General features: G+C 58.6%; 9 protein-coding genes. 5 read left to right on the top strand and 4 right to left on the bottom strand.

The features are described from left to right. Positions 1–61: 61 nt before the first annotated feature. A complete protein-coding gene (locus DI605_RS19385) occupies positions 62–1,768 on the bottom strand; it encodes a M1 family metallopeptidase (RefSeq protein ID WP_293977089.1) in 1,707 nt (568 codons plus the stop codon). A gap of 583 nt (positions 1,769–2,351) precedes the next feature. On the opposite strand from DI605_RS19385, the gene DI605_RS19380 reads away from it, so the two are divergent. Next, positions 2,352–5,117 carry a TonB-dependent receptor gene (locus DI605_RS19380; protein ID WP_293977087.1) on the top strand — a complete coding sequence of 922 codons (2,766 nt, stop codon included), beginning with the start codon at positions 2,352–2,354 and terminating at the stop codon, positions 5,115–5,117. A gap of 73 nt (positions 5,118–5,190) precedes the next feature. Here DI605_RS19380 and DI605_RS19375 read toward each other — a convergent pair whose 3' ends face one another. Further along, the gene (locus tag DI605_RS19375) at positions 5,191–5,949 is read right to left on the bottom strand and encodes a 2OG-Fe(II) oxygenase family protein (RefSeq protein ID WP_293977085.1); all 759 of its coding nucleotides are present in this window, start codon (positions 5,947–5,949) and stop codon (positions 5,191–5,193) included. Positions 5,950–6,023: 74 nt separating this feature from the next. Here DI605_RS19375 and DI605_RS19370 point away from each other — a divergent pair, with 74 nt between their 5' ends. Together DI605_RS19370 and DI605_RS19365 are read left to right on the top strand one after the other, a co-directional pair. Beyond that, positions 6,024–7,757 (top strand): hypothetical protein, encoded by a 1,734-nt coding sequence (locus tag DI605_RS19370; RefSeq protein ID WP_293977083.1) that lies wholly within the window; start codon positions 6,024–6,026, stop codon positions 7,755–7,757. Between the two features lie 43 nt (positions 7,758–7,800). Beyond that, on the top strand, positions 7,801–9,219 hold the full coding sequence (locus tag DI605_RS19365; RefSeq protein WP_293977081.1) for a M20/M25/M40 family metallo-hydrolase: 1,419 nt from the start codon (positions 7,801–7,803) through the stop codon (positions 9,217–9,219). Between the two features lie 78 nt (positions 9,220–9,297). On the opposite strand, the gene DI605_RS19360 is transcribed toward DI605_RS19365, so the two are convergent. Both DI605_RS19360 and DI605_RS19355 read right to left on the bottom strand, forming a co-directional pair. Continuing rightward, on the bottom strand, positions 9,298–10,092 hold the full coding sequence (locus tag DI605_RS19360; RefSeq protein WP_293977079.1) for a TauD/TfdA family dioxygenase: 795 nt from the start codon (positions 10,090–10,092) through the stop codon (positions 9,298–9,300). Positions 10,093–10,134: 42 nt separating this feature from the next. After that, positions 10,135–12,147: a TonB-dependent receptor gene (locus DI605_RS19355; protein WP_293977077.1), complete on the bottom strand. Its 2,013-nt coding sequence runs from the start codon at positions 12,145–12,147 to the stop codon at positions 10,135–10,137. A 485-nt stretch (positions 12,148–12,632) separates the two neighbouring features. On the opposite strand from DI605_RS19355, the gene DI605_RS19350 reads away from it, so the two are divergent. Both DI605_RS19350 and DI605_RS19345 read left to right on the top strand, forming a co-directional pair. Continuing rightward, a complete protein-coding gene (locus DI605_RS19350; protein ID WP_293977075.1) occupies positions 12,633–13,901 on the top strand; it encodes an MFS transporter in 1,269 nt (422 codons plus the stop codon). A gap of 4 nt (positions 13,902–13,905) precedes the next feature. Further along, positions 13,906–14,745: a TauD/TfdA dioxygenase family protein gene (locus DI605_RS19345; protein ID WP_367120077.1), complete on the top strand. Its 840-nt coding sequence runs from the start codon at positions 13,906–13,908 to the stop codon at positions 14,743–14,745. Positions 14,746–14,810: the final 65 nt, after the last annotated feature.

Here is a 14,810-nt window from a genome sequence, read left to right as displayed (position 1 = left end):
TGAAAGGCTCCTGCCTGGGAGAAGAAGACGGCCGCGCCGGGCGGCGCGACAAAACAAGCGATCATGGCTTTGCGCTCTGCTGATCGGCCCACGCCTGATAGGCATCGACCCCGTCGGACTGCATGAGGATCCGGGCTCCGGGATCAATCACGACATGGCTGTCCGCCCCAACGCCGACACGCCCCCGATTTCCGATCATGGCGACGCGAATGATGCGGCCATCAACACCAAGCTCGACCGGCAGCGGAAAAGGCCGATCACCCGGCGTTTTCCAGCGCAGTAGCAAATCCCGCCCCTGCCGGCGGGTTTCCAGCCGCGGCAGGGCCGCTTGGTACAGGTAAACATCGAAGAACCAGCGATAATCGCGCCTCGTGACACGATTGACGATAGTGACGAAATCAGACGTGGTTCGGAAGACCGGCGTGAAATTGCCCGGGCGGGGATCCGACCGTCCATAAACCAGTTCACGCGTGGCGGCGAAGAACGCGCGATCCCCGATCAGCAGGCGCAGCGTGTGAAGGACCCAGGCGCCCTTCAGATACATATCGGTGCCAGGCCCCGTCCTGGCATCATCGACCTCGCCGGAGGTCCGCGACGCCCCAGCGACCAGAGGATGAACGTTGCGGATGCGGCGACGATAATCGAGCATCATCGCGTCATATCGCGCATTGCCCTCCCGCCACCGACCGTAAAGCGGCTGCATGTAGGCGTCGAACCCCTCATGCAGCCAAAAATCGTCCCAATCCGCAGCCGTTAGCTGGTTGGCGAACCATTCATGGCCGAACTCATGGTGAAAAAGCTTGTCGAACCCATCCGGAGATTTTGCATAACCGCCACCATAAGCCGTGATTGTCTGATGCTCCATGCCACGATATGGCACTTCGACGACCGCCATCTTCTGATCGGCGAATGGATATGGACCGATTACTTTCTCGTAAAAATCCAGAGCCGGCGCGAATTCGGAAAACAAATGCTCCGCGAATGACCGCTCTCCGGGGATATACCAATAGGTCATCGGGAACTTATTGCCGTAGCGGCTTTTGTAGATCTCGTTTATTTCTTCATACGGGCCGATATTGAACGCGACCGTATAGAGAGTAGGCGTTTTGGCGTGCCAGTTCCACGTTGTCCGGCCATCGGCAGCGGTATCGACGCTTTCCAGGCGCCCGTTCGACAGAGCCTTCAGCCCGTTGGGCACCGTAAGATGGATGTCGAGATAATCCGGCTCGAACGTCGGATAATCGATGCATGGCCAGTAAAGGTCACAGCCCGAACTTTGCGCGGTCGTAGCCGCCCATGGGCGGCCGTCAGCAACCTTGGACCAGACCATTCCATCGTCCCAAGGCGCGCGGACGGCGACATGAGGCTGCCCATGATAGGCTATCGTCACAAGGAAGGATTTCGTCGCTGCCAACGGCGCTCCGATATTCGCTGTCAGTTTTCCATCGCGATGGCTCCAGGAATCCTCTGCCAACGCGGCACCGTCGATCGCAATGCTGTCAACGATGAGATCCGGATCGAGATCGAGTTCAACGCGCCGCAACGACACGCTGGCAGCCATCCGCAATTCGGCACGAGCTTTGATGGCGCGTTGATCCGGCAGAAATTCGATCCTGAGATCGCCGCTTCGAAAAAGCAGCGCGCGTTGATCGGGCGACGGCAGGCGGCCTGAAGCACGGACCGTGACAGGCGGGGCGTCCTGGGTGAGCGCCTTTGCCGAAGGCAGGCCGGCGAGAATGGATATCGCGCAAGCAAATGGCAGGCTCACCCCCCGCACACTCCCCGCGCCCGACATGCGATACGCCAAGCTTCCCCCATGACAAATCCTGCGGCGGGCATCCTGCATGACCCGGCATCGCGCGATTCTCGACACGTTATGCCCTATACCGTATAGTGTAAATAGATTGATGGACTACAACGCAGCCACAACTGTGTTACCCGCCGTCCGTAGGCACAGCCGCTTATCCCGCCTTCCGGCACTTAGGCGCGACAGGACGCAGACGGCAACGCAATGCCGCCCCGGAAATGCGGCCATCCGTTTGAGTCAGCACAAACGGGCGCTTTACATATACTGCACGGTATAGTGTATTTATGTGACGAATCGGAGGCGGGCGAACCGCCCCACCAACGTCAGCAGCGGGGACATCATTACTCGACGGGAAAATGCGGCAACGCCGCGCCCGCGAAACAAATAACGATCTTCACAAAATAAGGGGGCCTTCATGACAAGCTTTCGCACTCTGCTCCTGACATCCACGCGACTCTTGGTGGGCGGACCGCCAGTCATCGGTTCGCGTAGCCGCCTGCAATATCTTGCATCTGCTCGGATTTTACTGCCACTCGCGGCCGGGGTGGCATTCTGTACCCCCGCGATAGCCGAACCCGCCGCCGACGCGACAGAAGCGACGAGCGACGGCAGCGACATTCTCGTGACTGGTTCGCGCATCAAGCGTGCCAATCTCGACACGCCCGCCCCTATCGCCATTGTTACGGCCGAGGATTTCCAGGCACGCGGCGCTGTGAATATTGAGCAGGTGCTCAATGCGCTACCTCAGGCAGTTTCCGGGCTTACCGCATTTTCGAACAATCCCGGCGGTGGCGTGGCGACGCTCGATCTGCGGGGCTTAGGGCCTCAGCGCACGCTCGTGCTGGTGAACGACCGGCGTTATATGTTCTATGACGTCAATCAGCAGGTCGATCTCAACACCATCCCGCAATTCCTGATACAGGGCGCCGAGGTCGTCACCGGTGGCGCATCCGCGATTTACGGCTCGGACGCCATTGCTGGCGTCGTCAACTTCCGCCTGCGGGACATCGATGGCGTCGAAGTCGGCGGCCAGTCTCAGGTCACCGAGCGCGGCTATGGCGCACGCAAGGAGGCCCATGTCGCGCTGGGCCTGAAGGCCAGCGACAGCGACAGTCACTTCACGGTCTATGGTGAATATTACAAGCGCAACCCCGCCTTTCAGGGCGATCGCTCAATTACTTATTATGCCCAGCAGGATAACGCAACGAAGACCGGCTTCGTGAACGGCGGATCTGCAAGCGTTACCCAGGGGCGATTTTCAACTTCGGCGGCGCTGGGCGCCGGGACAAACTATACCGGTTTAGGTGCCATCTTCGCCTCGCCCGGCATATCGCGCCCCTATACGACAGCCGATGCCTATAATTATGCGCCCGTCAATTACATGATGGTACCGCAGGAGCGCTGGCTGGGCGGTGCCTATGGCCAATATGAGATTTCACCTCTGGCCAAGGCCTATACCGAGATCAGCTTTACGAGCAGCAGAACCGACACTCTTCTTGCCGCTACGCCCGTAAGCGGCACCTTCTCCATCAATATTGGCAACAACGCGCGATATCTCTCCGCGGCCGACGTGGCCCAGCTTAGGCAGATTGCCGCCCGTCAGGGCACTGCGGCGCAAGATACGGTCAGCCTTTCGGTTGCACGCAGGGTAAGCGAAGTTGGCGCGCGATCGAACCACGATGATCGCAACGCCTATCGCGTGCTCGGCGGCGTGAAGGGAAACCTGTCCGATCACTGGAGCTATGACGCATATTACAGCTATGCGCGGACCAAGAACTCCCAAGTTCAGGACGGAGATGTTTCCAAGAGCGCATTCGCGGCCGCGCTTCTTTCCGGATCCATAAATATCTTCGGGCCTAACACGATTACGCCGGAAGGGGTCAAGGCGATCTCGATCCAGGCCCAGAATCAGGACATTTCGGTTCTGCAAGTGGCCAGCGCATCGGCGACCGGCAGGCTCTTCAACTTCAATTGGGGGGCCGACGACGTCAGCATCGCGTTCGGCACCGAATATCGCTCCACACACAGTCAATATATTCCGGACAGCGCCGTCGCGTCGGGCGACGCGCTCGGCCTCGGCGTAGGCAAGCCGACCAAGGGCGGCTATAATGTGAAGGAAGCCTTCGCCGAACTGCGTGTTCCGCTGGTCGCCAATCGGCCCGGCGTCTATCGCCTCGAACTGACCGGGGCCGGCCGATATTCGCACTACTCGCTGGAGGCGGTGCGCGGCACCTGGACCTTCGGAGGCGGGGTCGAATATTCGCCATTTCGGCAGATAACCCTACGCGGCCAATATTCGCGAGCGGTTCGCGCGCCGAGCGTCGCGGAACTGTATGGCGGCCAATATGCGAACTCGCCGACCGTGGCGGATCCCTGCGCACTGGCATCGGCGGCCACCAATGCTACGATCAAGGCCGTCTGCATCGCGACCGGCGTGCCAGCCGCCGATGTCGGCAATTCCGCACTCCAGCCCAACGTCCAAGTCAAGGCGCTCGCGGGCGGCAACCCCGACCTACAGGAAGAGCGTTCGAATTCCTACACCTTTGGCGCCGTCCTTCGGCCGGTCCGCCGCCTCAATATCACCGCGGATTACTATCACATCAAGGTAAATCACGTGGTTGCGCCTGCCGCAGGTGGGACTGCGAATATCCTCAACCTCTGCTACAACGTCATCCAGAATGCGAGCAATGCGGTCTGCCAGTTGATCCATCGCAACCCATCTTCCGGTATCATAGATGGATCGACCAATGGCGACGTGACCTATAGCGTTACGGAGACGACTGCGAACCTCGGCCAGCTCGTCACTTCGGGCGCCGATATCTCTCTCGATTATAGCATCCCGTTAGATTTCGGGCTGTTCTCGACGAGCAGCCAATTGTCATTCACCGGAAGCGCCAACTATACGGACAAGTTCAATACGACGCCGATCGCAGGGCTGAATTCTATCATCGAATGCGCCGGCAAGTTCGGCGTCCGCTGCGGCGAACCGCAGCCGAAGCTCAAGACCAATGCCCGCCTCGCCTATCGCGACGGGCCGATCACGACCTCTCTGGGCTGGCGGCGTCTGGGCGTCGTTCATGACGATGATCCCGCAACGACCTTCACGGTGGAGCGGATCAAGGCGTATAATCTTTTCGACTTCTCACTCGTCGCTAAGGTCGGCGGAATGACCTGGTCGGCCGGCATCAACAATCTCTTCGACAAGAAGCCGCCAATCATCGGCTCGAACCAGGCCGAGGACAATACCTACCCGAGTACATACGATGTTCTGGGCCGCGACTTCTTTGTTTCCGCAAGCATAAAATTCTGATGTGCAAATCGGCGAAGCGGCCGCATTCATGGCCGCTTCGCCCACCATATCGATCGAAATGCAGCCCGGAATATCAGGCCGGCGGATATTCGGCGCGCAGCCAGCCGGTAACCGAAAGCCGCGGGAAGGCGGCCGCTTCCGTTACGTAGGACACGCTATGCATCTGGGGTACGGCGAAAATGTCGATGCAGTTGAAGCCTGGCATCCATGCGTCAGCCGCATCCGCGCCACGATTGAACATCAACGCCCCTCCCCATTCGAGACGCCAGTGCGGCGTAAGTCCCAGAACGTAGGCGGCCCTGCGATGCTTGCCCTTGATCGCATCGTCATGACCGGTCAGAAGATCGCCTGGCCGATATCTCGTCGCCTGGACATCGGCGAAACGGAGATCAGCCAGACCCGTAAATGTAGAAAACCGATCAAGCATGTCCGGGGTGGCGAGCCAGCGCGCAAAACGACCGAGCAACGAGCCATCACGCTCTCGCGCGAAGCGACCATCGGGGACACGAATGGTTTCGTAGCGGAATTGAAAGCCGGTGCGCGCGTTGGCCATGATGCTGCGATCGAGTTCGCCCCACTCCGCCGGAGTGAGGGCCGCACGTGCCACGCCATCGAGTTCGTAAAGCCTGTCTCCCATATTGAAGACCTGGGTCCATCGATCGCTGTTGAGCAGCTCCGTTCGCAACGCATTGGCCGTATCGTTCGGCAGAAACCCGGCGATGCGGACGTGTCCCCGCTCCCGATAACGACGGGCCAGCGCGGCAACGTCACCTGCTCCGGAAAACGCGAAACGCGCGGTGCCGCCCCCCGCCGATCGATCATGGTCCATCATAAATTGCACTGTACCGTATCGTTTCAAAGCTCCGCAAGCGCGCATCTGCCGCCACGCGTGACGAAAGGGTAGACATGAACTTTCGAAAGCTCCTTCGCCTTGGCATGCAGATCGCCCTTTCGGCGTTGCTTCCTGCCATCGCCCATGCCGAAAACTTTCAGATCCGGCTGGGGCCGCAACTCGAGCAGCCCGCCTATGACGGTCGGCTGGTGTTGATCTTTTCCAAGGAAGAGAAGCCCGACCTCCGCAGCCGCGATACGGTCAACGCCTTTTACGACAGCGATCAGATATATGGAGTGTCCGTTGATGGATTATCGAAGTCGGGCAAGATCGTCGTCGACAAGCAGGCCATCGGCTTTCCACAGAACTCCCTCTCGGATCTTCCTGCTGGCCGCTACTTTGTCCAGGCTTCGCTCAACGTCTATACGACTTATCATCGGGCTGATGGTCATGTCGTCAAGCTTCCGTCAGCACATGGCGGCGGCCAGATCTTCGCCAAGGAACCCGGCAATCTCTACAGCATTCCGCGCTGGATAGACTTCGACCCCAAGAAGCCCGGGACCATCGGGATCGTGCTCGATCACGCCAATCCGCCGATACCCGATCCCGCAGACACGCCCTTCGTCAAGCATATCCGGATCCGCAGCACACTGCTGTCGAAATTCTGGGGGACCGATATCTATCTGCGCGCGCATGTACTGGTGCCCAAGGACTTTGACCAGCACCCAGAGGCGCACTTCCCGCTCATCGTATTCCACGGACACTTCCCGGCTGATTTCGGTGGATTCAGAACAACTCCACCCGATCCTAATGCCAAATGCGTGCCGTCCTGGCGGTTCCGAACGGATTGCTACAATCACACTGAAGATCAGGAATCCTATAACTTCTATAAATATTGGACCGATAAGGACACTCCGCGCGCACTTATTGTAGAAATAGACCACAGCAACCAGTACTACGATGACAGCTATGCGGTAAATTCTGCCAACCTCGGTCCTTATGGCGACGCGATCATGCGGGAACTGATTCCCGCGATCGAGCAGAAATATCATGGCATCGGACGGGGCTGGGCCCGTTTTCTCTACGGCGGTTCGACCGGAGGCTGGGAGTCCCTTGCCGTTCAGGTCAAATATCCGGATGAGTTTAACGGAGCATTCGTTGCCTGCCCCGATCCTGTCGATTTCCGGGCAATGCTTAACTTCAATCTCTACGAGGAGCCGAATGCGTATTACAGGATCGGTCCGTTCGGAACGATCGTCCGACCAGCCTATCGCGATTATCTCGGGCAGATCTCTCGAACGATCGAAGGCGAAAATCGATGGGAACTCGTGCTCGGCGACAAGGATCGTTCGGGCGGCCAATACGACATCTGGAACGCCGTTTTCTCCCCGGTCGGGCCCGATGGCTATCCCGCCCGCATCTGGGACAAGCGAACCGGCGTGATCGACAAATCGATCGCAGGCTATTGGCGAGACAATTATGACCTTCGCCATATCATGGAACGCGATTGGGCGACCCTCGGCCCGAAATTGCGCGGAAAGATCCATATCTACGTGGGTGAGGAGGACAGCTTCTATCTCAACGATGCCGTGTATCTGATCGAAGATTTCCTCAAGAAGGCCAATCCGCCATTCGAAGGCGAAGTCGATTACGGTGCGCGCGCCGAGCATTGCTGGAATGGCGATCACATCAACGGCAATGGAATTGCTCGCCTCCGCTACAACAGCTTCTACATGCCCAAGATCATGACACGAATCCGCATGTCCGCACCGGCGGGCGCGGACGTCACGAGTTGGCGCTACCCCTAAGCTTCCAGCCCGCTTTGTTCCGGAAGGACGAGATATGCTTAAAATGACGGGCATCCTGCTGGGGTGCTGGATCGGGTTGACGCCCGCCGCCGCCAATGCCGCGACGCCGATCGGGGATCAGCCGCCGGCACGAGCGCTGCTGGATCAATTGATTTCTTACAGAACGGCGAAGGGGCAAGGCCAGGTGCCCGCAATGGCGGAAATGCTGGTTGCCAGGCTGAGGGCTGCCGGCTTTGCCGACGAAGACCTCGTTCGAGTGCCCGTCACCGTAGAGGGTGAGAAGACCGAAGGACTGCTCGTTCGCTTCCGCGCACATCCCGGCGCGACAAAGCGCCCGGTCGCCCTGCTGGCTCATATGGATGTCGTCGATGCCGTTGCCGCCAACTGGCATACGGACCCGTTCAAACCAACCGAACAGGACGGATATCTCTACGGTCGCGGAAGTCTGGACAACAAATTTGCGGTGGCGCTGCTGATCACCACGTTCGAACGGCTTAAACGAGCAGGATACACGCCCGATCGCGACATCGTGCTGGCGCTCTGCGGGGATGAGGAAACCGGGATGTTGACCAGTCGGGCGATGCTGGCGCATCCATTCCTCTCCCATCTGGATTTCGCACTTAACGCAGACGCGGGCGGCGGCAGTCGCAACGATGCGGGCGCCCCTCTGGAATTCACGCTCCAGGCCGCAGAAAAGACCAGCGCCAACTTCACCTTAACGACCCACAATTCCGGTGGACACAGCGCCCTTCCCCGCGCCGACAATGCCCTTTATCAGCTTGCTCATGCGCTCGTTGCGGTGGAAGCGCTTCATTTTCCTGTCGAGTTCAACGAGATCAACCGCGCGATGATCGAGCGTCTGAGCGATCGCACAACCGGAGAGGTTACAGCAGCACTCAAGACGATCCTCCACGACCCCACGGATAGGGCGTCGATCGCGATCATCGCGCGCCGTCCGGAGATCGCAGGTTTTCTTTGGACGACATGTGTCGGCACCATGGCCAAGGCCGGCAATGCGCCCAATGCCCTCCCGCAAAATGCCTCTGCCACGATCAATTGCAGGATCATGCCAGGCGACAGTGCGGAGCAGATCCGTTCAACGCTGGCCCGCGCGATCAACGACAGCAATGTCCAGGTGGCGCTGGATGGCGAAGCCGTGGAGAGTCCGGCATCGCCGATCCGGGCCGACATTCTCGATCTTCTCGCGCATGGAGTGCAGGCCAATTATCCCGGCTTTGTGCCGACGCCGACAATGTCGATGGGCGGCACGGAAGGGCGCGAATATCGCCGCAGTGGCATTCCCACGTACGGCGCCGGCAGCATCCTCAAGACCCCTGGCGACAATCGCGCGCATGGCGTCGACGAGCGGCTTCCGCTCGACTCCTTTTACAAGGAAGTCGCCTATTGGGATGTCGTCATCCACCTATTGGGGGGTCCAGGCGGCGAGTCTCCGCGAGGATAAGACGGCGGCTTCGGACAGCCGACCCACCGCAGAAACCATCCGTGGCCCCGACCGCGCAGGTCAGGGCCGAGGCACGGTTCAGGGCGTAACACTTTCGATCTGGGTGCGCAGTCCGGCAAGGCTGCCCGGAGCGAAGTTCCATAAGGCCAGGTGCTGGGTACACCGATTGTCCCAAAGGACCAGGCTGCCCGGCTCGACCTTGATTCTGACGCTGAAATACGGATTGGCGACATGCTCGCGCAGAAACCCGATGATCGCGCGGCTCTCCGGCGTCGGAACACCGTCAATCCGGGCCGTGTAAACGCTGTTGAAGTAAAGCAGCGGACGCCCCGTCACCGCGTGGGATGAGATCAGCGGATGGCTCCAGCTTGTCTTCACCTGCCGGTCTGACCCAAAGCGACTGCGACTGACATCGTGCGTGGCCGTCAGAGCCTTGAGATAGACCGTCATCTGCGGCGAAAGCGCCTCGAATGCCGCGTGCATGTTCGCATAGGCAAGCTCGGCGCCAGCCTCGGGAGCTTCGCGGAAATAGAGCATGCTGCCCAGCGGCGGATGCTCGGAATAGGAGCCATCGGTGTGCCACTCGGTCCCGAGGATGAAATCAGGCTCTTGCTTCGATCGGAACGGCATTACCTCGGGATAGTCAGGTCCGCCACGAGGATGGGGCGCCAGCGGCCCAAAGCCTTCGGCAAAGCGCTTGATATCCACGGGTTCGAGCGACTGGTCGCGGAAGAAAAGCACATGGTGATCGATCAGCGCCTGATGCACGAACGCTTTTTCCGCGCCGGAAAGCTCACGCGACAGATCGACACCCGAAACCTGAGCACCGATATTCGATCCGAGCAACGTGATCGCGGCCTGCGAGGTCGTCATGCACATCCTTTCCAAAGGCCCAGCCTGTGCGGCGAACCGGCATCAAAGCTTCAACTGAAATTCGACACCAAGTTGCCTCGGCTCGTTATAGCTGCGCGAAATGGTCGCCGGCGCTAGAAACGGGCTGCCGCCAACGGCAGCATTGGTCCGCTCGTTGAAGATGTTGCGTCCGACCAAAGCGGCCGACCATCTTTCCGTCGAGTTGATCTGAATCCGGCCATCAACGAACGTTTTCGGGCCTGCCTTCACCGTATTGACGACATTATAGAAGACCCGGCTACGGTGCGAGACATCCAGGCGGGCAAGTAAATTCATATTATCGCTGATCGGTGCCGTATATTCACCACCACTGCCGATCGTATATTTGTAGATTCGGGGAACATATTTGTTCACGAATGCACCTACAGGATAGCCCGCAACCGGGAATTCTCGTATCTGCGTAGGCGAATAGCCAAAAGAGGAATTGAACCTAAGCCGCCTCGTGACGGCGGCCTGAGCCTCAACCTCTCCGCCATAGCTTCGCGACCGCGGTATGTTTGCGATGGATGAATAATTTCCCTGAGGCAGCGGCACCGCATAGATGAACTGCTCGTTGCGGTAGCGGGTATAATAAGCTGCCGCATTGAGAATCAGACGGTCGTTGAAAAAGCTGGACTTTTCGCCGATCTCGAATGTATCCGAAGTTTCGTTCGTATATTGGCGCGCGCCGATAGGGCTGTTGGGATTAAAGCCGCCGGAGCGAAAGCCGCGCGAATAATCCCCGTATACCAACAGGGCGTCCGTTGCCTGATAAGTCAGGCTAACCTTCGGCTGGAATTCCGAAAATCCCTTCTTGTTTAGCACGTTAAGCGTGAGATCCCGTGCGCTTTCCTCATCATGATCGTAGCGTCCGCCAGCAATCACGGTGAGTTGATCGGTCAGCTTGTAGCGCGCCTCAGCAGCAAGCGCCCATAGCTCACTTCGATAACGATTGGATGCAATCGGCGCCGCAAAGGCGTAGTTTCCCGGCGACACGACAGGACCATAAGCATTGACGTCTAGCACCCTGAGCTTCTGCCCGAACGCGCTGATCAACCAGCTGAAACGGTGATCGTCGCTGGAAGTCAGACGAAGCTCCTGGTTAAGGATATCGACATTGTAGATAATCTTCTCGGCGGTCGTGGGCGATGCCGTGAAATCACCGTCGGCGATGCCGTACGTCTTGCCCGATTGATAGCCCGAGATCGACGTGAACGTCACGCCCCCGAAATCATGCTTCACCGTACCGGAAACGTTCGTGACGTGCCGGTGCTGGAAGCCGTCAATGTCTCCGTTCGGGAGTTGTGAATAGGTGTCGATCAGGGCCGCCGGAGTTCGCAAAAGCCAAAGGCCGCCCGAATTCTGACGGAAATAGCGTACACGCAGATCAATCGATGTGTTGACCGCCGGTTGCAGGATCAGTCGCCCTTGCACGCCATAGTCCGTCGACCGATCGACATAGGCATTGGTCGTCACGTCCTGGATCAAGCCACGAAAACTCTTCACATAGCCCGCGACACGAAACATCGCGACATCGCCCTTGAGAGGACCGCTGATGCTACCGGATGTAGTGAAGTCGTTGCCTTCGAACGCCCCCACCTTCATCTCGGCTTCGAAATCATTGGTCGGCTTCTTTGTGACGATATTTATCGCTCCGGCGATCGCACCCGCACCGTAGAGAATACCTTGCGGCCCACGCAGCACCTCGATCTGCTGCACGTCGAACAACTGCTGCAATAGATATTCCTGGCTGGGCTCCTGTACTCCATCGACCACCACCGCAAAAGGCGGCTTGCCCCCGGTCACGTTGGTGAATCCCCGAAAAGATATGTTCTGCGTGCCCGGCCGATAATGATTGTCGATGACGAAGTTGGGCGTCAGCCGCGCAACATCCTGAGCGGTATTGACTCCACGCGTTTCGATATCGTGTTCGGACAATACGCTCACGGAAATGGGCGTCTTCTGGAGCGGCTCGTCCCGCTTCTGTCCGGTGACGATCAGATCGTCGGCGGAATCAGACGAATAATCTGACTTCACACCCAGTAAATCCACAGGAAATTGGGCGCTAGCGGGGCAAGAAGCGATAACAATCACGGCTCCGAAGCAGGCACAACCGGATGACCCGAACAACCTTACCCCCATGTCTGCCCCATATTTTATAGCAAAATGGTATTTTTACTCCAACAAATATGCAAATATACTTCACTAATAAGTTATTTTGCGCGATATTTTATGAAAAATACTCCATATTATCGAAGATAAATATGTTAATATTTCATGTATTGGCGAAACAGCCCGACGGGGTCAAACTCAAACCTTGTCGAATCGAAATTTATTACACTGATCGGTATAGTGCAATATCAATGTCTTTTTTAGAGGAATTCCCTCGGAAATTCGCATTGGCCCGAATATAAATATATGATATTAATAGATTTTTATTGCATTTGATCCGGCCTGATCAGTGTGTATTATCTGTTGCGACGATGTGTCGATCCCATTGCGCGAGGGCGGTCCGGGAATCCATGAGCAACTCAGACGACACCTCGCCGCTCGTTCGTCCGGCCATGACGCTGGCACTTTTGTCTTCAGCGTCATTCCTGAACTCCTACGATCGCTCGATCTTCCCGATCATCCTGGAACCGATGAAGCGGGAGCTCGCGCTCACGGACACGCAGGTCGGCCTGCTTGTGGGACCCGCTTTCGCAATCCTCTTCGCGATCGTCTCCATCCCCATGGCGAGCTTTGCCGATAAAGGGCGAAGGGCTGCCGTGCTGGCCTGGGCTATGGGCTTCTGGTCGCTGATGACCGCCTTGTGCGGTCTCGCGACCGGCTTCGCGACGATGGCGCTGGGGCGGTTCGGGGTAGGTGCCGGAGAGGGAGGCGGTGGCCCCAGCATAAACGCGCTCGCGGCCGATGCATTCGGAGTAAAGCGTCTGGCGACCGTCCTGTCGGTAATCGTGATGGGATCCAATATCGGCGCTGCCACCGCGCTGCTCGCGGGCGGCTGGCTGACCGACGCGTTCGGGTGGCGATGCGTCTTTTTGGTCGGAGGCGCCGCTGGCTTGTTCATCTCACTGGCGATCGCCTTGGCCTTGCCCCGGCCCACCGCACATATCGTAGGCGTCGCACCATCGAGCTCGATCGCGACCCGGATATCCACTCTTTTTCGGCGGCCCGCCTTTGCATTGCTGTGTGCCGGCATCGGCCTGAGTTCGATCGCGCTCAGTTCATTCACCGCATGGGGTCCGGCCTTCTTCATCCGCAAATTTCATGTGAGCCCCGGTGAGGTAGGCCGCACCTACGGCATCATCCACGGATGTCTGGCGATCCTGATCCCTCTGGTCGCGGGGCTGATCTCGGATCGGCTGGCACGCCTCGATCCGCGCTGGCCGGCCTATATGCTGGTCATCATCCTGCTGCTGAGCGTGCCTGCCAATTTCGCCTTTCTGTCGTCTTCGTCGTTCGGTGCCGCCCTGTTTCTGGTCGTTCCGGTTTCTTTCCTGCAGTTGGCGATTGTTCCGCCATATTACGCGCTGGTCCAGCTACTTGCCGGGCCCCAGTTGCGGTCGAGCGCGGCTGCCGTGTCCGGCGCGATCATTTATCTCATGGGTTATGGGCTGGGGCCGCCCCTCGTCGGGCTCATGAGTGATACATTTGGATGGGCTGGCGGCGCGAATAGCCTTGAGCGCGCGATGATGCTCAGCTTGGTTAGCTATTTTGGCGGCGCGGCGATGTTCTGGCTGTGCGCGCGACATGTCGCTGCCGGTCAGCACGCAGCAGCCGGAGCCTAGCGTCATGTCCACCGTCCCCATCGCGATGCGAAATTCGCCCCCCCCGATAACGTCGTCCACCATAACGGTTACGCCCATTACTCCACGCATCGGCGCCTTCGTGGATCTTCTCAATCCTGCCGCACCAATCGATCACAGTGCAGACGATCTGATCCGCGCTCTGGAGGAGCATCTGGTTCTGGTCCTGCGAAACCAGACGCTGGACGCCGCCACGATCAAGCGGCTCGGCGATCGGTTGGGGCCGATGGATGCCGATGCGAAATATGGCGTGCCCGAACATCCCGAGGTCCGGCGCTTCTCGTCTGATACGACCTCCGATCATGTGCTGTCCGAAGAATGGCACAGTGACTCCTCCTGGCTGCCTGAGCCTCCCATCGTAAGCGGCCTTTATCTGGACACGGTTCCCCCAATGGGGGGCATGCTGGCTTTTGCCAGCATGTATTCCGCCCATGATGCGCTGTCGACGTCGATGCAGACCTATCTCGCGGACCTTTCCGCAATGCATGATGGCCGGCTCAGCCGGTACAAGCCTTCCATTCCCGACCCTACCGCCATCCATCCCGTTATCCGGGCGCACCCTGTCACCGGTCGCAAGGCGCTCTATGTGAACAGTGTTTTCACGGATCGGATCGTCGGCGTTTCGCCACAGGAGAGCCGCGCGATCCTCGACTTCCTGTTCGATCACATCGCCAACGCCTATTTTCAGGTGAGGTTCGAATGGGAACCCGGCACGCTGGTCCTGTGGGACAATCGGTGCACGCAGCATCTATCGATATGGAATTGCCCGCCTCGCGCCTGTGCCGGCTACCGTATCCAGATCGAGGATCGGACGGGATCATTATAGCCAACGTGTAGTAGCACACGCGCTGACGGAAAGCGCACGCGCGCCCCTCAACCCTCCATATAAAG

This window comes from Sphingomonas sp. (assembly GCF_003248515.1).
Classification (GTDB): Bacteria; Pseudomonadota; Alphaproteobacteria; order Sphingomonadales; family Sphingomonadaceae; genus Sphingomonas_I.
This window is presented reverse-complemented; position numbering and strand designations above follow the sequence as displayed.

Excerpts from the sequence above, each read along its gene's own strand:
- DI605_RS19375 (WP_293977085.1), bottom strand. The coding sequence starts at position 5,949 with ATGATGGACCATGATCGATCGGCGGGGGGCGGCACCGCGCGTTTCGCG.
- DI605_RS19370 (WP_293977083.1), top strand. The coding sequence starts at position 6,024 with ATGAACTTTCGAAAGCTCCTTCGCCTTGGCATGCAGATCGCCCTTTCG.
- DI605_RS19365 (WP_293977081.1), top strand. The coding sequence starts at position 7,801 with ATGACGGGCATCCTGCTGGGGTGCTGGATCGGGTTGACGCCCGCCGCC.
- DI605_RS19360 (WP_293977079.1), bottom strand. The coding sequence starts at position 10,092 with ATGACGACCTCGCAGGCCGCGATCACGTTGCTCGGATCGAATATCGGT.
- DI605_RS19350 (WP_293977075.1), top strand. The coding sequence starts at position 12,633 with ATGAGCAACTCAGACGACACCTCGCCGCTCGTTCGTCCGGCCATGACG.
- DI605_RS19345 (WP_367120077.1), top strand. The coding sequence starts at position 13,906 with ATGTCCACCGTCCCCATCGCGATGCGAAATTCGCCCCCCCCGATAACG.